The 18,990-nt window shown below is 72.8% G+C and carries 15 protein-coding genes; 11 read left to right on the top strand and 4 right to left on the bottom strand.

Annotated elements, in window-relative coordinates; genetic code table 11:
• The first annotated feature begins 354 nt into the window (after positions 1-354).
• The 3 genes from ACZ6CV_RS07890 (at position 355) to sucD (ending at position 3,948) form a co-directional block, all read left to right on the top strand.
• Positions 355-1,482: a VWA domain-containing protein gene (locus ACZ6CV_RS07890; RefSeq protein WP_469250308.1), complete on the top strand. Its 1,128-nt coding sequence runs from the start codon at positions 355-357 to the stop codon at positions 1,480-1,482.
• 380 nt (positions 1,483-1,862) lie between these two features.
• Positions 1,863-3,041, top strand: a complete 1,179-nt coding sequence (gene sucC, locus ACZ6CV_RS07885; RefSeq protein ID WP_362363632.1) for an ADP-forming succinate--CoA ligase subunit beta — start codon at positions 1,863-1,865, stop codon at positions 3,039-3,041.
• A 22-nt stretch (positions 3,042-3,063) separates the two neighbouring features.
• Positions 3,064-3,948, top strand: coding sequence for a succinate--CoA ligase subunit alpha (sucD, locus tag ACZ6CV_RS07880; RefSeq protein WP_362363635.1), 885 nt, complete (start codon positions 3,064-3,066; stop codon positions 3,946-3,948).
• A gap of 148 nt (positions 3,949-4,096) precedes the next feature.
• On the opposite strand, the gene ACZ6CV_RS07875 is transcribed toward sucD, so the two are convergent.
• Complete coding sequence (locus ACZ6CV_RS07875) at positions 4,097-5,470, bottom strand: helix-turn-helix domain-containing protein (RefSeq protein WP_469250053.1); 1,374 nt, start codon at positions 5,468-5,470, stop codon at positions 4,097-4,099.
• Between the two features lie 244 nt (positions 5,471-5,714).
• Here ACZ6CV_RS07875 and ACZ6CV_RS07870 point away from each other — a divergent pair, with 244 nt between their 5' ends.
• The gene (locus ACZ6CV_RS07870; RefSeq protein ID WP_469250307.1) at positions 5,715-8,450 is read left to right on the top strand and encodes a cell division protein PerM; all 2,736 of its coding nucleotides are present in this window, start codon (positions 5,715-5,717) and stop codon (positions 8,448-8,450) included.
• Between the two features lie 116 nt (positions 8,451-8,566).
• Here the strand turns inward: ACZ6CV_RS07870 and ACZ6CV_RS07865 are convergent, their stop codons facing one another.
• The gene (locus ACZ6CV_RS07865; protein ID WP_469250052.1) at positions 8,567-9,433 is read right to left on the bottom strand and encodes a hypothetical protein; all 867 of its coding nucleotides are present in this window, start codon (positions 9,431-9,433) and stop codon (positions 8,567-8,569) included.
• 273 nt (positions 9,434-9,706) lie between these two features.
• Between ACZ6CV_RS07865 and purN the strand changes: the two genes are divergently transcribed.
• Together purN and purH are read left to right on the top strand one after the other, a co-directional pair.
• Positions 9,707-10,345 (top strand): phosphoribosylglycinamide formyltransferase, encoded by a 639-nt coding sequence (gene purN / locus ACZ6CV_RS07860; RefSeq protein WP_469250051.1) that lies wholly within the window; start codon positions 9,707-9,709, stop codon positions 10,343-10,345.
• A complete protein-coding gene (gene purH, locus ACZ6CV_RS07855; RefSeq protein ID WP_469250050.1) occupies positions 10,342-11,919 on the top strand; it encodes a bifunctional phosphoribosylaminoimidazolecarboxamide formyltransferase/IMP cyclohydrolase in 1,578 nt (525 codons plus the stop codon). The genes purN and purH overlap by 4 nt, the downstream gene beginning before the upstream one ends.
• Positions 11,920-12,002: 83 nt before the next feature.
• On the opposite strand, the gene ACZ6CV_RS07850 is transcribed toward purH, so the two are convergent.
• Positions 12,003-12,632 (bottom strand): hypothetical protein, encoded by a 630-nt coding sequence (locus ACZ6CV_RS07850; RefSeq protein WP_469250049.1) that lies wholly within the window; start codon positions 12,630-12,632, stop codon positions 12,003-12,005.
• Positions 12,633-12,886: 254 nt separating this feature from the next.
• Between ACZ6CV_RS07850 and ACZ6CV_RS07845 the strand changes: the two genes are divergently transcribed.
• The 4 genes from ACZ6CV_RS07845 to ACZ6CV_RS07830 all read left to right on the top strand — a co-directional run bounded on the left by ACZ6CV_RS07845 (position 12,887) and on the right by ACZ6CV_RS07830 (position 16,533).
• Complete coding sequence (locus ACZ6CV_RS07845; RefSeq protein ID WP_355803687.1) at positions 12,887-13,741, top strand: bifunctional methylenetetrahydrofolate dehydrogenase/methenyltetrahydrofolate cyclohydrolase; 855 nt, start codon at positions 12,887-12,889, stop codon at positions 13,739-13,741.
• Between the two features lie 19 nt (positions 13,742-13,760).
• Positions 13,761-14,342 carry a DUF3017 domain-containing protein gene (locus tag ACZ6CV_RS07840; RefSeq protein WP_469250048.1) on the top strand — a complete coding sequence of 194 codons (582 nt, stop codon included), beginning with the start codon at positions 13,761-13,763 and terminating at the stop codon, positions 14,340-14,342.
• 293 nt (positions 14,343-14,635) lie between these two features.
• Positions 14,636-15,799: a sensor histidine kinase gene (locus ACZ6CV_RS07835; RefSeq protein ID WP_469250047.1), complete on the top strand. Its 1,164-nt coding sequence runs from the start codon at positions 14,636-14,638 to the stop codon at positions 15,797-15,799.
• Positions 15,796-16,533: a response regulator gene (locus tag ACZ6CV_RS07830; protein ID WP_469250046.1), complete on the top strand. Its 738-nt coding sequence runs from the start codon at positions 15,796-15,798 to the stop codon at positions 16,531-16,533. Before ACZ6CV_RS07835 ends, ACZ6CV_RS07830 begins: the two co-directional genes overlap by 4 nt.
• Positions 16,534-16,578: 45 nt before the next feature.
• Here ACZ6CV_RS07830 and ACZ6CV_RS07825 read toward each other — a convergent pair whose 3' ends face one another.
• Positions 16,579-16,917, bottom strand: a complete 339-nt coding sequence (locus ACZ6CV_RS07825) for a hypothetical protein (protein WP_362363665.1) — start codon at positions 16,915-16,917, stop codon at positions 16,579-16,581.
• A gap of 618 nt (positions 16,918-17,535) precedes the next feature.
• On the opposite strand from ACZ6CV_RS07825, the gene ACZ6CV_RS07820 reads away from it, so the two are divergent.
• Entirely contained in the window at positions 17,536-18,657 is a 1,122-nt protein-coding gene (locus ACZ6CV_RS07820) for a helix-turn-helix domain-containing protein (RefSeq protein WP_469250045.1), read from the top strand.
• Positions 18,658-18,990 lie beyond the last annotated feature (333 nt).

Below are 18,990 nucleotides of genomic sequence, written 5' to 3'. Positions count from 1 at the left end.
GACGGTGCGACCGGCGTGGACGGAGTGACCTGCCCGGACGGAGTGTCCGGCGCAGCCGGTGCGACCCGTGCGAACGGCGTGACCTGCCCGGACGAGGTGTCCGGCGCTGACGGAGAGCCTCGCGCGGCCGGAGCGACCGGCGCGTACGCCGTGCCCCGCCCGCCCGAAGCGACCCGCACGGACGGCGTGCCCGGCACGGACGCCGTGACCCGCCCGGACAGCGGAAGCAGCCGCATCAACGCCACCGCCACCGCCAACACCGCCGCCACCCCCGACGCCACCGCCACCGCCGACACCACCACCGACACCGCCACCCCCGCCGCCCCCGACGCCCGCCTCCGGCGATGGCGGCTCGTGTTGGGGGGCGACGGGGGGGACGGGACCGGGTGGGCGCTTCAGGGGCGGGACGTGGCGGTGGACGGGGCGTTGAGCGCGTTGTACGGCGGGGCGGGGGAGAAGGACGGGCGGGGGCGGGACCGTTCCGCGGGGCTCGGCGCGTCCGCGCCGTCCGTGGCGCGGTGGCTCGGGGACATCCGGACCTACTTCCCCTCGTCCGTCGTACAGGTCATGCAGCGCGACGCCATCGACCGCCTAGGCCTCTCCGCACTGCTCCTGGAGCCGGAGATGCTGGAGGCCGTCGAGGCGGACGTCCACCTCGTGGGCACGTTGCTCTCGCTCAACAAGGCCATGCCGGAGACGACCAAGGAGACCGCGCGGGCCGTCGTGCGCAAGGTCGTCGAGGACCTGGAGAAGCGGCTCGCGACCCGCACCCGTGCCACGCTCACCGGCGCCCTCGACCGCAGCGCCCGCGTCAGCAGGCCGCGCCACCACGACATCGACTGGAACCGCACCATCGCGGTCAACCTCAAGAACTACCTGCCGGAGTACCGGACGATCGTCCCCGAGCGGCTCATCGGGTACGGGCGGGCGTCCCGGTCGGTGAAGAAGGAGGTCATCCTCTGCATCGACCAGTCGGGGTCGATGGCCGCCTCCGTCGTGTACGCCTCGGTGTTCGGGGCCGTGCTCGGGTCCATGCGCTCGCTCGACACGCGGCTCGTCGTGTTCGACACCAACGTCGTCGACCTGACCGACCAGCTCGACGACCCCGTCGACGTCCTCTTCGGCACCCAACTGGGCGGCGGCACGGACATCAACAGGGCGCTCGCGTACTGCCAGGCGCAGATCACCCGGCCCGCCGACACCGTCGTCGTACTCATCAGCGACCTCTACGAAGGGGGCATACGCGACGAGATGCTGAAGCGGGTCGCCGCGATGAAGGCGTCCGGGGTGCAGTTCGTGACGCTGCTCGCGCTCTCCGACGAGGGGACACCGGCCTACGACCGCGAGCACGCCGCGGCGCTCGCCGCGCTGGACGCGCCGGCCTTCGCCTGCACCCCCGACCTCTTCCCGGAGGTGATGGCCGCGGCGATCGAGCGGCGCCCGCTTCCCATACCGGACACCGCGGCGGGGCACCGTGCCTGAGGGGCGGGGCAACGTGCCTGAGGAGGGCGCCGGTACGTGACGTACCTCTCGTCGGCTCCCCCGCCCCCACCCGGTTGCGGGAGCAACTGCGGCAACCGGAGCAAACGGCCGATCCCGGCGCCCCGGGGGCCGCACCCGTTGCGGGGCCGGTGCCGGCGGTTGACATCTGTGACCGTCATCACCGCCCAAATGTGATCTGCGATTTAGGGACCTACGTCCCGCGGCGATAACCTGCGAGACGGACATGCCGCGTACCGGACTCCGTCCTACGCCTCCCTTGTGACAGCGCAGTCACGTTGCCCTCCGCGGCACGCCCATGCAGACAGCTGACACCAAAGCAGCGAGATCGCAGCGAGATCACGGATAAGGGACGGACGCGCGTGGACCTGTTCGAGTACCAGGCGAGGGACCTCTTCGCCAAGCACGGTGTACCGGTGCTGGCCGGTGAAGTCATCGACACGCCTGAGGCGGCGCGCGAGGCCACCGAGCGACTGGGCGGCAAGTCGGTCGTCAAGGCGCAGGTGAAGGTCGGTGGCCGCGGCAAGGCCGGCGGCGTGAAGCTGGCGGCGAACCCGGACGAGGCCGTCGCTCGCGCGACGGACATCCTCGGCATGGACATCAAGGGCCACACGGTCCACAAGGTGATGATCGCCGAGCTGTCGCCGGAGATCGAGGCGGAGTACTACGTCTCGTACCTGCTCGACCGCACCAACCGCACCTTCCTGGCCATGGCGTCGGTGCAGGGCGGCATGGACATCGAGGAGGTCGCGGAGAAGACCCCCGAGGCCCTCGCGAAGGTCCCGGTCAACGCCGTCGAGGGCGTGACCATCGAGAAGGCCCGCGAGATCGTGGCCCAGGCGAAGTTCCCGGCCGAGGTGGCCGAGGGCGTCGCCGAGGCGATGGTGACCCTGTGGGAGACCTTCGTCGCCGAGGACGCGCTCCTCGTCGAGGTCAACCCGCTGGTGAAGACCAAGGACGGCCGCATCCTGGCCCTGGACGGCAAGGTCTCGCTCGACGAGAACGCCGACTTCCGCCAGGCCGACCACGAGGCTCTTGAGGACAAGGCCGCAGCCAACCCGCTCGAGGCTGCCGCCAAGGCCAAGAACCTCAACTACGTCAAGCTGGACGGCGAGGTCGGCATCATCGGCAACGGCGCCGGCCTGGTCATGTCGACCCTGGACGTCGTCGCGTACGCCGGTGAGAACCACGGCGGCGTGAAGCCGGCCAACTTCCTCGACATCGGTGGCGGCGCCTCCGCCGAGGTCATGGCGAACGGCCTGGAGATCATCCTCGGCGACCCGGACGTCAAGTCCGTGTTCGTCAACGTCTTCGGTGGCATCACCGCGTGCGACGAGGTCGCCAACGGCATCGTGCAGGCCCTGGAGCTGCTCGCCTCCAAGGGCGAGAAGGTCGAGAAGCCGCTGGTCGTGCGCCTCGACGGCAACAACGCGGAGCTGGGTCGCAAGATCCTGAGCGACGCCAACCACCCGCTCGTGCAGCGTGTGGACACCATGGACGGCGCGGCCGACAAGGCCGCCGAGCTCGCGGCTGCGAAGTAAGGGAAGAGGTTAAGACACCACCATGGCTATCTTCCTCAACAAGGACAGCAAGGTCATCGTCCAGGGCATGACCGGTGCCACGGGCATGAAGCACACCAAGCTCATGCTGGGTGACGGCACGAACATCGTCGGCGGCGTGAACCCGCGCAAGGCCGGCACCGAGGTCGACTTCGACGGCACGTCCGTGCCGGTCTTCGGCACGGTCAAGGAGGCCATGGAGAAGACGGGCGCCAACGTCTCCGTCCTCTTCGTGCCGCCGGCCTTCTCCAAGGCCGCCGTCGTCGAGGCGATCGACGCCGAGATCCCCCTCGCCGTCGTCATCACCGAGGGCATCGCCGTCCACGACTCCGCCGCCTTCTGGGCGTACGCGAAGTCGAAGGGCAACAAGACCCGCATCATCGGCCCGAACTGCCCCGGTCTCATCACCCCGGGCCAGTCGAACGCCGGCATCATCCCGGGCGACATCACGAAGCCGGGCCGCATCGGCCTGGTCTCGAAGTCCGGCACGCTGACGTACCAGATGATGTACGAGCTCCGTGACATCGGCTTCTCCTCGGCCGTCGGCATCGGTGGCGACCCGGTCATCGGCACGACGCACATCGACGCCCTGGAGGCGTTCGAGGCCGACCCCGAGACCGACCTGATCGTCATGATCGGCGAGATCGGCGGCGACGCCGAGGAGCGCGCGGCGGACTACATCAAGGCCAACGTGACGAAGCCGGTCGTCGGCTACGTCGCCGGTTTCACCGCCCCCGAGGGCAAGACCATGGGCCACGCCGGCGCCATCGTCTCCGGCTCCTCCGGCACCGCGCAGGCCAAGAAGGAGGCCCTCGAGGCCGCCGGCGTCAAGGTCGGCAAGACGCCGACCGAGACGGCGAAGCTGGCGCGCGCGATCCTCGCGGGCTGAGTGTGCCGCGACGGCTGCCGCTAAGGCTGCCTCGGCAGGCGCGCCGGCGGTCGCCGTAACGGCAGCCCCGGCACCTGCCTCAGCGACTGAAAGCGGGCCCGCACCTCGACAGAGGTGCGGGCCCGCTTTTTTCGCGCCGTGGAGCGCGCTACTCCGTCCGCGGGGTCAGCCGGTAGGGGCCGCTGGTCAGCTCCGTGTGGAGCTTGTTCCGCAGCGCCTGGTCCGCCGGTGTGAACGGGCCGGGGCCCATCCGCGGCGGCACCCCGCTGATGGCCCGGCCCGGCGCCAGCGGGGCCTCGTACCGGGTGGGGGCGTGCTGCAGGGTCAGCCCGGTCGCGCCGACGATCAGGGTCGTGAACGCGATGGCGGTACGCGTCCAGAAGCGAGTGCGGTGCTCGCCGCCTGTGCGGATGCGCTCGGCCTTCGGGAGCCGCAGCCGCTCGCCCCTGCCGATCTCGTCGAGGCGCCGGTGCAGTGCCTCGGGGTCGGCCAGGTCGGGGAGCCGCTCGCCGACGGTCTCGCGCGCGTTCATCAGGCGGTGCGCGGTGGCGGGTGTGCTCGCCTCGGTCTCGGCCGCGGTCTCCGGCAGGTCGAGGCCGACGCCGTCGTACAGCATCAGGGCGCGGCGCTGCACGGGTGGCAGGTCCATGAGCACCTTGAGGAAGGCGCGGTCGGCCGGTGTCGCGGGCGGGGCGTCCGAGCGGCGGCCGGGGCGCAGGCGGTGCCAGGGGGACATCGCGTACTCGTACGCCGCCGCGCGCACCCAGCCCGCCGGGTCCCGGTCGACGGCCACCTCGGGCCAGCGCTGCCACGCCAGCTGGAAGGCGCGCTCCACCGACTCCTGGGCGAGGTCCCGCCGCCCGGTGAGCGCGTACGCCTGTCGTACGAGGCCGGGGGCGCAGTCGGCGCAGAGGGCGTCGAACGCCTGGGCGGGCGTGAGGTCCGCGGGGTCGGCGGGCGGGGGAACGGCGGTCGGCCCCGACACCGACACCGACACCGGCACCGACACCGACACCGGCGTCGGGGGCGGTGCGGGAGCCGCCTTAATCGGGCGCTTGGCGGCGGCGGTGGGGGCGGGCTCCCGGTCGCGTTCGAGCAGGGTGGTCCCGGCGCCGCGGGTGGCGCGGCCGCTGCCCGCGACGACCTTCTCCGGCGCGCTGTCCGCCGTACGGCCGGGAGCGTTGGCCGGAGCCTTGTCCGGGGCGGTGTCCCGGGGCTGGGCCTTCGCGGGCCGCGAAGGCTCCGAGGGCTTCGACGCCACCGACGCCACCGACGGTTTCGACGCCACCGGCGGCTCAGCGGGTGTCATGGACGTCGTGGGCTCGGCGAGCGCGTTCAGGAGCTTCGCGTAGGCCTGGAGCTTGCGGCCCCGCGGCTGGGTGCGGCCCGTCTCCCAGGAGCGCACCGTTTCGCGGGTGACACCGATCCTCGCCGCGAGGTCGGCCTGGCTCAGCGACTTCGCCTCGCGCAGCCTGCGGCGTTCCTTGGGGGACGGCAGAGGCGTGGCAGGGCTCTGGGGCATGTCGGACTCTCCGCACCGTGGGCCGACGTGCGGCGGGTGGCCGGGCACGACCCTCCCGCCGTACGTATAAGTACATAAACGTATCTTGAGCGACACATCGGACATTCGCCTGTTACGGGACGAAAGCGCGTGTCGTTGGGAGCATGGCCGGGTGACGCAGACGACCGATCCTCACGCCCCGTTGCCACCCGTGGAGCCGTTGCGCGAACGGGTCCGTGACCGCTCGCCCGGCCTGGCCGGCTGCATGGTCGGCGGGGTGGTCGCGGCGGGCCTCGGGCTCGGGGCGTTCGCGGTCCTGGTGATGGTGCTGTGGATCAGTTCGCCGTATCCGGACAGCGGGCCGCAGGGTGCGCTGCACGTCGCCGCGGGGCTGTGGCTGCTGGCGCACGGCGCGGAACTCGTGCGTACGGACACGCTCTCGGGGGCGGCCGCGCCGATCGGGGTGACCCCGCTGCTCCTCGCCGTGGTCCCCGGTCTGCTGGTGCACCGGGCGGCGCGGGAGGCGGCGGCGCCCGACGGGCGTGGGGAGGCGGCGCGGACGGCGTGGGCCGGCGTAGTGGCCGGTTACCTGCTGGTCGCCGTGGCCGCGGCGCTGTACGCGACGGGCGGCGAGCTGCGGCCCGACTGGATCGGCGTGATCGTGCATGTGCCGGCGCTGACGGCGGTGGCGGCCGGGTTCGGGGTCTGGACGGCGCACGGCCGCCCGCACGGGCCGCTGCCGGCGTCCCTGCGGGATGTCTCCCTACGGGACGTTTCCTTGAGGGGCGGACCGCTACGAGGTGGGTCGCTGCGGGGCGGTGCGCGACGGGGTGGGTCTCTACGAGACAGGCGGGTCGTCCCTCCCCGGGGGCCGGACGGGACGCTGGCGGGCGGCTTCGTCGTACGGCGCGGGGCGATCGCCGTCGTACGGGCCGGGGCGGCGGGCGCGGTGGCGCTCGTCGGCGGCGGGGCGCTGCTCGTCGCGGTGTCGCTGGTGCTGCACGTGGGGCCCTTGCAGTCGTCGTTCACGCAGGTCACGGACGTGTGGTCGGGACGGCTCGCGGTGCTGATGCTGGCGCTCGCGCTGGTGCCGAACGCCGCGGTGTGGGGTGCGTCGTACGGCTTGGGGCCCGGTTTCGCGCTCGGTACGGGGGCGGTCGTCGACCCGCTGGCCGCGGGGACGGTGCCGTTGCTGCCGCCCTTCCCGCTGCTGGCCGCGCTGCCGTCGCCGGGCGAGGGGACGCCGCTGAACTGGGCGACCGTGGCGGTGCCGGTGGGGGCGGGACTCGCGGTGGCGTGGTGCACGGCCCGGGCGGCGGCGCCCGCCCGCGGGGAGCGTGGCGGAGCGTGGTCGCGGGGCCGGACGGCCGCGGGGTCGGCCATGGCGGCGGTGGTGTGCGGGGTGCTGACGGCCGGGCTGGCGGCACTGGCGGGCGGCCCGATGGGGGTGGCGGTCCTGTCCGAGTTCGGTCCGGTGTGGTGGCTGACGGGGGCGGCGGCGCTGGCCTGGACGACGGTGATCGGTGTCCCGTCGGCCCTGATCCTGCGCGCGTGGCGCCTGCGGGCGCCGTCGGACAGACAACGGTGGCACCGCCTCCGCCGCCTGACCCTCCCCACGCTCCGCCTGCCCCGCCCACGCCTCCCCCAGGCGGGAACGGGCCGCGCACGGTTGCCGTGGCCGGGGCGGTCGGGTGCGGTGGAGGGGGCCGGTGTCGAGGGTGCGAGGCCTGGGGCTGGGGAGGGTGTTCCGGGGGTGACGGGTGAGCGCGTACGGAGGCCATGGCCGGGGCGGCGACGGGGGGCGGAGAGTGCCCCTGGGGGCGGCGCAACGGGTGCCGCCTCACCGGGAGATGGGGCGGGCGCCAGTCCCGATCCCCGGGACGCCGTACCGAGTGGTGAGACGGCCCCGGCGCCCGGAGCGGGGGCCGTGCCCGGCGACGACGGGACGACGAACGCCGGGGCCGCCACCGCCACCGAACCGGCGGAGGGACAGCCCCGACACTGGTGGTCCGCACCGACGGCCGGGGCTGCCCCCGCGGAGGGCGACGCCCGGCCGAAGCGATCCGGCGCGAACGCTGACGCCCGCCCCGAGGACGAGGTGGCGGCGACAGGTGGGCGGATGGGGTGGCCGTGGCCCGGACGGAGGACCGAGGACGACCCGGCGGCTGCGCGCGGTGAGCACGGGAGTCACGACGCCCCGCGCCCGCCGTCCGAGCGGCGGACCGAAGCCGAGGCGGCGCTCCGTGCGGAGGTGACCGGAGCTGACGTATCCGGAGGCGTTCGGCCGGAGTCGACTCACGGGACCGGCCCCGTGCCGGGTAAGCACGGGGGTCAAGCTGACCTGACTGGATCCGACGTAACCGGAGGCGCCCGGCCTGAGTCGACTCACGGGACCGGCCCCGTGCCGGGTAAGCACGGGGGTCAAGCTGACCTGACTGGATCCGACGTAACCGGAGGCGCCCGGCCGGAGCCGACTCACGGGACCGGCCCCGTGCCCGGTGAGCGTGAGGGTCACGCTGGCCTGACCGGAGCTGACGTATTCGGAGGCGTTCGGCCGGAGCCGACTCACGGGATCGGCCCCGTGCCCGGTGAGCGCGGGGGTCACGCTGACCTGACCGGAGCTGGCGTATCCGGAGGCGTCCGGTCTGAGCCGGCTGACGAGACCGGCCCCGTGCCCGGTGAGCGCGAGGGGCACGCTGACCTGACCGGATCCGACGAATCCGGAGGCGTTCGGCCGGAGCCGGAAGACGGGCGCGAACCCGTTGCGAGCGGAGGCGGCAAGCGTGCCCGGCTCTCGTGGTTCGGTCGGCTGGCCGACGCGGAGCCCCCGGACACGGGGAGCGACACGGCGCCGGCAACCGAGCCGTCCGACGCCGCGTACCCCCGGTCGGAGTCCGGCGAGCTCCCACCCTCCTGGCACGAGGACGCCGTCCGGGAAGCCCGTTGGAGGGCCCTGAAGGAGGCGCGGGAGGAGAGGGAGCGCAGGGAGCGGGGGGAGTAGCAAACCCGGGACGTGGGCCCCGGGCCCGTACCTGTTCCGGCGCCACCCGTGGCCCAGCTACCCGCCCCTGCCCCCCCGGGGTCCTCTCGCCCCGCCAAGGAGACCGGCTCGGTCAGTCAGTCCTGCTCGCCCAGGAGTGGACGCAGCGGCTTCGGGAGGTGGTCCTCGCAGGACTGCTGCGACGCGTTCGTGAGCGCGTCGTCCACGCACGTGTAGTAGTCCCGGTACACCAGCTGCGCGGTGAACGTCGCCGCCACCATGAGCAGCGCGAGCCCACCCGTCACCAAACCGCTGATCGCGGCCGTCGTCTGCGGCCGGGTGCTCGACGGCGGGTCGGCCGGGGCCCGGTCGGCCGGGGCCCGGTCGGCCGGCGCGGGCGGAGTGGCCGCAGTCGCCGTCGGCGTCGGTGCCGACACGGCAGCACGTGCCGCCGCATCCGCCGCATCCCGCGTACGCGGCTTCGCCCGCAGCGCCTGCACCGCCCACATCACCGCGAGCGCGCCCAGCAGCAGCGCCAGGTACCGCCAGCCGAACAGGGCGAAGAAGAAGCCCCACATGCCGGACAGCAGCGCGTAGCGCGCGCGGCGCTGGGCCGGGTCCGCGGGGTCCCAGCGCATGCCGGAGCCGCCGGGCGACGAGGGGTCCTCCTTGCCGGGGCCGTTCTGCTGGCGGGGCCGGTCGCCGAAGCCGCCCTGCGAGCGGCCGGGCTGACGGTCGCTCCACTGGCTCCCCCAGGGAGACCCATGGCCGTCACCGGAACCGGAACCGGAGCCGGAACCCTCGCCGTCAGGCCCGGCCTCGCCCGACGGGCGGCGCGGCTGCCACGGCCGGTCCGGCGTCCCCTCCGGCGGCGGCGCGAAGGGGTTGTCGTCGTCCTTGCCCGTCCCCTGGGAGCCCGAGCCCCGGGCACCCGCGTCCCGGGACTCCGGTCCCTGGGCGTCCGGGTCCTGCGGTGGAGACGAAGGGCGGCTACGGTCCGGCATCAGGTGTGCGTCTTCCCCTTGGTAGGGCCCCTCGCGGGGCCGTGACAGGGCCGTGGCGGAGCCGTTGCGCGGCTCGACAACGCGGCGTTCTTCGGTATTCAGGCGCTTCCCCACAGACGCTACCTTCCGGTCGCGCCCCCGTCCCGTGAGGGGCGGTTCCGTGTGCCGGTATCGTTGCTCGCGGTCGGCCGCTTCGTAGGGTTCCCCGTATCGCGGGGCTCGAAGCCTTCGTGCGACCGTACAAAGACGCACCTTCCGAGAAAGGGCCCCGCTGTGGCCGAGAGCGCTGTGGTCGCGCCTCCCAAGCGACTCGTCGTGCTGGTCTCCGGGTCGGGCACGAACCTGCAGGCGCTGATCGACACGATCGCGGCCGAGGGCACCGGCGCCTACGGGGCCGAGATCGTCGCGGTCGGCGCCGACCGCGACGGCATCGCGGGCCTGGAGCGCGCCGAGCGCGCCGGACTGCCCACCTTCGTCTGCCGCGTGAAGGACCACGCGACGCGCGATGCGTGGGACGCGGCTCTGGCCGAGGCGACCGCCGCGCACGATCCCGACCTGGTGGTCTCCGCCGGGTTCATGAAGATCGTGGGCAAGGAGTTCCTCGCGCGCTTCGGCGGGCGGTTCGTGAACACGCACCCCGCGCTGCTGCCCAGTTTCCCGGGGGCCCACGGTGCGCGCGACGCGCTCGCGTACGGCGTGAAGGTCACCGGCTGCACCGTCCACTTCGTCGACGACGGCGTCGACACCGGACCGATCATCGCCCAGGGCGTGGTCGAGGTCCGGGACGAGGACGACGAGAGCGCTCTGCACGAGCGCATCAAGGAAGTCGAGCGCACGCTGCTCGTCGATGTCGTGGGGCGTCTGGCCCGGCACGGCTACCGCATTGAGGGACGAAAGGTTCTTATCCCGTGACCGCCGAAGCTACGAACGCCCCCGAGGCGCAGCGCCCCGTCAAGCGCGCACTCGTCAGCGTCTACGACAAGACCGGCCTGGAAGAGCTCGCGCGCGGGCTGCACGAGGCGGGCGTCGAGCTGGTCTCCACCGGCTCCACCGCCTCGAAGATCGCCGCCGCCGGAGTGCCCGTCACCAAGGTCGAGGAGCTCACCGGCTTCCCCGAGTGCCTGGACGGCCGCGTCAAGACCCTCCACCCGAAGGTGCACGCCGGCATCCTCGCCGACCTGCGTCTGGAGGACCACCGCCGGCAGCTCGACGAGCTGGGCGTCGAGCCCTTCCAGCTCGTCGTCGTGAACCTGTACCCCTTCAAGGAGACCGTCGCCTCCGGGGCCACCCCCGACGAGTGCGTCGAGCAGATCGACATCGGCGGCCCCTCGATGGTCCGCGCCGCCGCCAAGAACCACCCCTCGGTCGCGGTCGTCACCGACCCGAAGCGGTACGCGGACGTCCTCGCGGCGGTCAAGGCGGGCGGCTTCGACCTGACGGCGCGCAAGCGGCTCGCGGGAGAAGCGTTCCGGCACACCGCCGCGTACGACGTGGCCGTCGCCTCCTGGTTCGCCGATGACTACGCCGCCGCCGACGACTCCGGTCACCCCGGCTTCCTCGGCGCCGCGTACGAGCGCAAGAACGTGCTCCGCTACGGCGAGAACCCGCACCAGGGCGCGGCCCTCTACGTCGACGGCACGGGCGGCCTCGCCGAGGCCGAGCAGCTGCACGGCAAGGAGATGTCGTACAACAACTTCACGGACACGGACGCCGCGCGCCGTGCCGCGTACGACCACGACGAGCCCTGCGTCGCGATCATCAAGCACGCCAACCCGTGCGGCATCGCGATCGCCGCGAACGTCGCCGAGGCGCACCGCAAGGCGCACGCCTGCGACCCGCTCTCCGCGTTCGGCGGCGTCATCGCGGTGAACCGTCCGGTCTCCAAGGAGATGGCGGAGCAGGTCGCCGACATCTTCACCGAGGTCATCGTCGCGCCCGAGTACGAGGACGGCGCGCTGGAGGCCCTCACCAAGAAGAAGAACATCCGCGTGTTGCGTGCCCACCGGGCGCCGTCCAACGCGGTCGAGGTCAAGCAGATCGACGGCGGCGCGCTGCTCCAGGTCACCGACCGGTTGCAGGCCGACGGCGACAACCCCGCCAACTGGACGCTCGCCACGGGTGACGCGCTCAACGCGGGCGAGCTCGCCGAACTCGCCTTCGCCTGGAAGGCGTCGCGCGCGGTCAAGTCCAACGCGATCCTGCTCGCCAAGGACGGCGCCTCGGTCGGCGTCGGCATGGGCCAGGTCAACCGCGTCGACTCCGCGAAGCTCGCGGTCGAGCGGGCGGGCGAGGAGCGGGCGCGCGGCTCCTACGCCGCGTCCGACGCGTTCTTCCCCTTCCCCGACGGCCTGGAGATCCTGACCGCCGCGGGCGTCAAGGCCGTGGTCCAGCCGGGCGGTTCGGTCCGCGACGAGCTGGTGGTCGAGGCGGCGAAGAAGGCGGGCGTGACGATGTACTTCACGGGGACGCGGCACTTCTTCCACTGAGCCTGAGCCTGAGCCGTACGTACAAGGGCCGCACCCTCCTTGCCAGGAGTGGTGCGGCCCTTGCGTGCGCGCGGAGAAGTCGCTCAGTAGCGCGGGCGGTTGAACCAGGCGGTGCCGGACGGGGCGATCATCGCCGCGGCCATGATTCCGCCGAAGCCGATCCAGAGCAGCGCCCAGACCAGTCCCACGGTGGTGTTGGCGTCGGCCGAACCGATCAGGATCAGCACCCCGAACAGGGCGCCGAGGATGCCGTACACCATGGTCGTGATGCGGATCCCCTGGCCACCCTTGGAGAACTTCACGCCGAGCGTGATCGACAGTGCGGCGAGCCCGAGGAAGAGCAGGGCTATGACCAGGATGATCGCGGCCGAGTCCTGCCCGATGTCGGAGAACTCGTTGTCCCCGAACGTGTCGGACGCCGCGTCCGAAGCGTCGCTGACCGTGGCCGCGCCGAAGATCGCGAAGATGCCGATGAGGACCTGCACCGCGGCGACGATGAACAGGAACACGCGAGCCGTCATCATCAGCCCCGGCATCGACTGCTGCATCATGTTGCCGCCCGGGTAACCGGGGTAGGCGGGCTGCTGCGGGTAGCCGTAGGGCGCCTGCGGCGGCATGCCGGGCGGGCCCTGCTGGGGGTAGCCGTATCCGGGAGCGGCCGGGGGCTGCTGGGGCGGCTGCCCGTATGGGTTGTTCGGGTCGCCGTAACTCATGGCGGTCTTCCTCCGTCGGATGGTGCGGGGACGACGCGGCACATCACGGAGGAATGTTCTACAGATGCGGTCCGTCCCCCCGACACTGCCCGCGGCACTGTGCCGCTCATCGTTCTTTAGCATGGGCTTATTTGTCCAGCCGCATTCGGTATGTGTTGTGCAAGTGCAACCTCGCTGATCAGCCACGGGACCCGTGGGGCGTCCAGGGCGGCCCTGATTGGTACCGGGCGGGCCTCATCCGGGAAGATGGGGTCATGACCGCCCAGATTCTCGATGGCAAGGCCACCGCAGCCGCGATCAAGTCCGAACTGACCGCCCGCGTGGCGGCCCTGAAGGAGAAGGGCGTCACGCCCGGACTCGGTACCGTCCTGGTCGGCGACGACCCGGGCAGCCAGAAGTACGTCGCCGGCAAGCACCGCGACTGCGCGCAGGTCGGCATCGCCTCCATCCAGCGCGAACTGCCCGCCACCGCCTCCCAGGAGGAGATCGAGGCGGTCGTCCGCGAGCTGAACGAGGACCCCGCCTGCACCGGCTACATCGTCCAGCTGCCGCTGCCCAAGGGCATCGACGAGAACCGCGTCCTGGAGCTCATGGACCCGGACAAGGACGCCGACGGACTGCACCCGATGAACCTCGGCCGTCTCGTCCTCAACGAGCCCGCGCCGCTGCCCTGCACCCCGTACGGCATCATCCGGCTGCTCCGCGAGCACGACGTGGAGATCAAGGGCGCCGAGGTCGTCGTGGTCGGCCGCGGCGTGACCATCGGGCGGCCCATGCCGCTGCTCCTCACCCGCAAGTCGGAGAACGCCACGGTCACCCAGTGCCACACCGGCACCCGTGACCTCGCCGCGCACCTGAAGCGGGCCGACATCATCGTGGCCGCGGCCGGTGTGCCGCACCTGATCAAGCCGGAGGACGTGAAGCCGGGCGTCGCGGTGCTCGACGTCGGCGTCTCGCGCGACGAGAACGGCAAGATCGTCGGAGACGTCCACCCGGGCGTCGCCGAGGTCGCGGGCTGGATCTCCCCGAACCCGGGCGGCGTCGGCCCGATGACCCGCGCCCAGCTCCTGGTGAACGTCGTCGAGGCCGCGGAACGCTCCGCGCGCTGAACGGGAAAGGGGCGAGGCCATGAGCGCAGGACCTGACACGGGCGGCACGGGCGCTTCGCGGGGCGAGGACGGCGCATCCCTGACGGAGGACGCCTCCCCGGCGGAGCACCACGCCTCCCCGGCGGAGGGCGCTTCCGGAGCCGAGGCGTCCGCCGCCGACGACGTCCCCCGCGCCAAGGGCGCGGTCAGCGCGCCGGGGCCCGACGGGCGGCCGCGGAAGGTGTCGCGCCGCTTCCCGCTGTTCACGCGGGACACCGCGCGGCCCGAGGGCGGCGGCCGTGCCGCGGCCGGTGACGCCCCCGCACCGGCCCGTCAGTGGCCGCTGCTCAGCGTCTCCGCCCTGATCGGACTCGGGCTGCTGCTCACCGCGTTCGACGTCTTCCGCGTCGGCACGATTCTGGTCGGCGTCGCGCTCATCGGGGGCGCCGTGCTGCGCTGGGCGCTGCCCGACGTGGGCATGCTCGCGGTGCGCTCACGGTTCACCGACATGGTCACGTACGGGGTGCTCGGCGTCGCCATCGTGCTCCTCGCGCTGATGGCGCAGCCCAAGCCGGTCCTGGAGATCCCGTTCCTGGACGACACCCTGCACTACACGATCTGACCGAACGGGCTGCACGTACGGTCTGCACGAACGATCTGAACGAACGCCCCGCGCCGGTGGCCCGTCCTCCCCCGAGGAGACGGGCCACCGCCGCGTGCACCGGCCGCCCCGCTTCCGTTCCCCCGGCGGCCGCGGCACCGGTTCCACACACTACGGGCGGCCGCCGTCGCTGTCGTCAGGCGCTGGGTGGAACCGCGGGTGCGCCCTGGGTCGTAGGACTCCGGTTCCTGCAACTACCGCTGTACCGCCGCTGGTTGACGTTCCGCCGCCCATATGCGGGCTACGCTGCGGCGATGCGGATCCGCCCCCTCGCCGTCGACGTGGCCATCGCGGTCGCCCTGACCACGGTGGCCGTGCTGCTCGGGCGGGAGTCCACCACCGAGGGCTGGCCCCGGCTCGACGTCCTGGGATACGCGCTGGTCGGCGTGGTCTGCCTGCCGGTCGCCGTCCGCAGCAGGGCGCCGCTCGCCGTCCTGCTCCTGGTGCACACGGCGTGGTTCGCGTACGTCACCGTCGGCTACTGGCCCGTGGTCGGCACCTTCGGACCGATGCTCAGCGTCTACACCGTCGCCTCCCTGCGGCCCCCGCGCGTCTCCCTCCCCTGCACCGCCCTGATGGCCGCGCTGTGGATCTACGCCGGCGCGATCAGCGCGCACGCCTCGATGCCGTCCGTCGTCGGGCAGGCCGTGGGCTTCTCCCTGGTGCTGTGGCGGTTCGGGTACGTGGCGCGCCGGTCGACGGAGCTGGCACGGCAGTTGAAGCGGGAGCAGGACGAGCGGGCCCGGCGCGAGGTCGCCGAGGAGCGCGGCCGCATCGCCCGCGAGCTGCACGACGTCGTCGCCCACCACATGTCGGTGATCTCCGTGCAGGCGGGCCTCGCGACGTTCGTCTTCGGCTCCGACCCGGCGACCGCGCGGGCGGCGCTCGGCACGATAGCGGGGACCAGCGGCGAGGCGCTCGAAGAGCTGCGCCGCATGCTGCGGGTGCTGCGCGCCGGGGACGGCGAGTCCGGCGACGACGCCCCCGCGGCACCGATGCCGGGCCTCGCTCGCCTCGACGAGATGGTGGAACGGGTGCGCGCCGGCGGAGTCCCCGTGGAACTGCGCGTCACGGGAGCGCCGCGGCCGCTGGCGCCGGGCGTGGAACTCTGCGCGTACCGCGTGGTGCAGGAGGCGCTGACCAACGTACTGAAGCACGCCCGCGGCGCCTCGGCGACCGTCGAACTCGCCTACCGCAGACGGCACATCGAGGTCGCCGTCACCGACGACGGAGAGGGGGTGGATTTGGACAGAGTGCGGCCGGGCGGCGGGCACGGCTTGATTGGGATGCGGGAGCGGGCCAAGCTCTACGGCGGGGCGATCAGCATCGGCCCGCTGAGCGAGGGGGGATTCGCCGTGCGTCTCACCCTGCCGACCTCGGCGCGGGCCGCGGCGCGGGGGGACGACACCACGGAATGACCGGATGGCCGGACGACCGGACGGCGGCACCCGTCAGGGTGCTCGTCGTCGACGACCAATTCCTCATCCGTGCGGGGTTGGTGGGGCTGCTGCGTGCCGCGCCGGGCGTCGAGGTCGTGGGCGAGGCGGGCGACGGCGAGGAGGCCGTGGCGCTCGCCGCGCGGGCCCGGCCGGACGTCGTCCTGATGGACATCAGGATGCCCGGCATGAACGGCATCACCGCCACCGCGAAGATCCTCGAACAGGCCGCCGAGCCCGCCCCGCGGGTCCTGGTGCTGACCACGTTCGACCTCGACGAGTACGTGTACGGGGCGTTGCGCGCCGGAGCGTCCGGCTTCCTGCTCAAGGACTCCGGGCCCGAGCGGCTGCTCGCCGCGGTGGCGGCGGTCGGCTGCGGCGACGCGCTCTTCGCGCCCAGTGTGACGCGCCGCCTGGTCGAGGCGTTCGCCTCCCGGGCGGGGGAGGCCGTGGGGGCGGGGGCCGGACCCGGGGGCGGGGGGTGTGAACCCCCGCCCGATCTCGCGGCGTTGACCGGGCGCGAGGTGGAGGTGCTGAAGCTGATCGCGCGCGGCCTGGCGAACGCGGACATCGCCGAGCGGCTCTACATCAGCGAGGCCACCGTCAAGACCCACCTCAACCGCACGATGAGCAAACTCGACCTGGACAGCCGGGCGCAGGCGGTGGTGGTGGCGTACGAGAGCGGTCTGGTCACGCCGGGGGAGGCGGGGGTCTGAGGCGGCCGCCGCGCTCCGAGCGGCCGGGCCTCGCGGCGGGGAGGATCAGCAGGTGACCACCTTGCCGTAGGAGCCGCGGCCCCAGTTCCACTCCCACTGCTCGTTGTTCTGGTACGTCAGGCACGGCGAGTCGCTGCCCCAGTCGATGACGACCTTCAGGTGCATGGCGTGCCCGCAGTGGTTGGTCACCTTCACGTACTTGCGGTGCTTGATGACGTCCCGCACGACGCAGGACGGGGCCGTGCCGCGGAACTCCGCGGCGCCGGCCACGGTGGGCGTGGTGGCCGCGGAGGCCGCGGGGGGCGCCGCGAGGGCGGTGCCGAGGAGGGCGGCCGCGGCGATGACTCCGCCGGCGAGGCGCTTGCCGTACGTGGCGTGCTGCATGGCTGGTTTCCTTCGGGTGCGTGGACGGGACCGTCTGCTGCTCTGTGATCCTGCCGAGCCCCTCGGCCGCCGGGCGGCAGGACAGGGCCGAAGTCGCCCTTTCGGGGACGTCCCGCGCGGGGAAGGAGGCGGTGCCCGCCCTCACCCCCGTGAGAGGGCGGGCACCGCGGTCCGGGAGCGGTTCCTCTCGGAACCTCCCGATATAAGCGGAGCGTTCCGCTCGTGATCCAGAGTCATGGACCCGCCAACTTCGTTCAAGGGATGCCTGGCCCCTGTGGCACGGAGGTGACCATTCCGCAACGGTGTTCGGAGCCTGCAACGAGCAATTTCCGCGTTCGGGAGATTCCGGGGCTTATCCGACCGGTACTTGGGGTTCCGCATTGTCCGGTGGGGTGGCGATGGGACACTTGCCCGACCGCGGGGAGCGCGGTGGCGCTTGCCGGTGGACCGAACGCTCCCGTGCGCCCCCACTCCGGGAACTGACATCCTGGCCCCGCGCATCCCTCTGGGTAGTCCAGAACGGGGCCGCGCGAGGTCGGCGCGGGGACCGGTGCGAGGTCGACGAGGGGTCGGCGCGGGGGCAGGACAGGCACGTACGGGGGGAACAGGGGGAGCAGAATGCCTCGTTGGAAGGCGCTACCGGATGAGCTCGACCCGCAGGTCAAGGAGTTCGCCGGCCAGCTGCGCGGGCTCGTCGACCGCAGTGGTCTGAGCATCGCGGCGGTCTCGGACCGCACGGGCTACAGCAAGACGTCGTGGGAGCGCTATCTGAACGGGCGGCTGCTCGCCCCCAAGGGCGCGATCGTCGCGCTGGCCGAGGTGACGGGCACGCCGCCGGTGCACCTCATCACGCTGTGGGAACTCGCGGAACGGGCGTGGAGCCGGTCCGAGATGCGGCACGACATGACCATGCAGGCCATCCGCATCTCGCAGGCGCGGGCCGCGCTGGGGGAGTTGGGTGAGTCGGCCGAGCCGGGTGATTCGGGTGCTTCGGGTTATTCGGGTGCTTCGGGTACGGAGCGTGGTGGCGGCGCGGGGGGTACGGGGGGTGCGCGTCGGGCGCGTCATGGCTCGGGTGGCGGGCCCGCAACCGGTGTGGCCGGGCCGGCCGGAGTGTCGCCGGTCGCCGCTCCCGGTGTGTTCGGGGCGCCCGGTTCGGGCGGTCCGGCCGGTGCGGCTGCGGCTGCGGGTGCCGGTGCGGGTGCCGGTGCGGGCGTGGGTGCGGGCTCGTCCGGCGGGCGGCGGCGGAAGATGACGATGTTCCTCGCGGGTGTCGTCGGGGCGCTGGTCGTCATCGCTGCCGCGGTCTTCCTGACCGGGGTCGGCGGGGACGACGACAAGAAGGACGACGCCAAGCCGTCGGTCACGCCGTCCCGCAGTGACGCGAAGGTGCCGGCCGGGGGTGAGTGCGAGGGTGCGGAGTGCGCGGGCAAGGACCCCGAGAAGATGGGGTGCGGGGGTGACCTGGCGAAGACCGCCTCGCGGGCCACGGTCGGCAAGGCGGTCATCGAGGTGCGGTACAGCGCGGCGTGCGGGGCCGCTTGGGCGCGGATCACTCAGGGCGCGGTGGGGGACAAGGTGACGATCACGGGGTCCGGGAGCGGGGCCGGGGCGAAGCAGGACGGGACGGTCAACGCGGACTTCGACGCGTATACGCCTATGGTGGCCGCCTCTTCGGGGGGCGTGGCCAAGGCTTGCGCGGTGTTGGGGTCGGGGCAGTCGGGGTGTACGGGGTCCTAGCGGTGCGGGGCGTCGTTTGCGCCTTGGGTTCGGTTCTTGGGTGCGGGGCCGCGGGGGTATGTGCGTACTCGCCATCCACTGTTCGCCACGCCTCGCGGACAACATTGCTACAGCGCGCTCGGTGCTCCGTGCGCACATACCCCCACGTCCCCTCCCGTCTCGTACGCGGGTGTGGGCCGGTGGTCGCCTCTCGGCCGCTTCCGTTTCGTACGCGGGTGTCGGGCCGTGGTCGTCTCTCGGCACCTTCCGTCTCGTGCGCGGGTGTGGGGCGGTGGTCGCCTCTCGTCCCGGGTACGGGCCTGCCTGGGCGTGTGGGGCGGGGTGTTGGGGGCG

The sequence above is a fragment of the Streptomyces sp. NPDC041713 genome (assembly GCF_055591085.1).
This window is presented reverse-complemented; position numbering and strand designations above follow the sequence as displayed.

Excerpts from the sequence above, each read along its gene's own strand:
- ACZ6CV_RS07830 (WP_469250046.1), top strand. The coding sequence starts at position 15,796 with ATGACCGGATGGCCGGACGACCGGACGGCGGCACCCGTCAGGGTGCTC.
- ACZ6CV_RS07875 (WP_469250053.1), bottom strand. The coding sequence starts at position 5,470 with ATGCCCCAGAGCCCTGCCACGCCTCTGCCGTCCCCCAAGGAACGCCGC.
- ACZ6CV_RS07825 (WP_362363665.1), bottom strand. The coding sequence starts at position 16,917 with ATGCAGCACGCCACGTACGGCAAGCGCCTCGCCGGCGGAGTCATCGCC.
- ACZ6CV_RS07870 (WP_469250307.1), top strand. The coding sequence starts at position 5,715 with ATGGTCGGCGGGGTGGTCGCGGCGGGCCTCGGGCTCGGGGCGTTCGCG.
- ACZ6CV_RS07865 (WP_469250052.1), bottom strand. The coding sequence starts at position 9,433 with ATGCCGGACCGTAGCCGCCCTTCGTCTCCACCGCAGGACCCGGACGCC.
- ACZ6CV_RS07850 (WP_469250049.1), bottom strand. The coding sequence starts at position 12,632 with ATGAGTTACGGCGACCCGAACAACCCATACGGGCAGCCGCCCCAGCAG.
- ACZ6CV_RS07820 (WP_469250045.1), top strand. The coding sequence starts at position 17,536 with ATGCCTCGTTGGAAGGCGCTACCGGATGAGCTCGACCCGCAGGTCAAG.
- ACZ6CV_RS07840 (WP_469250048.1), top strand. The coding sequence starts at position 13,761 with ATGAGCGCAGGACCTGACACGGGCGGCACGGGCGCTTCGCGGGGCGAG.
- ACZ6CV_RS07835 (WP_469250047.1), top strand. The coding sequence starts at position 14,636 with ATGCGGATCCGCCCCCTCGCCGTCGACGTGGCCATCGCGGTCGCCCTG.
- ACZ6CV_RS07845 (WP_355803687.1), top strand. The coding sequence starts at position 12,887 with ATGACCGCCCAGATTCTCGATGGCAAGGCCACCGCAGCCGCGATCAAG.
- sucD (WP_362363635.1), top strand. The coding sequence starts at position 3,064 with ATGGCTATCTTCCTCAACAAGGACAGCAAGGTCATCGTCCAGGGCATG.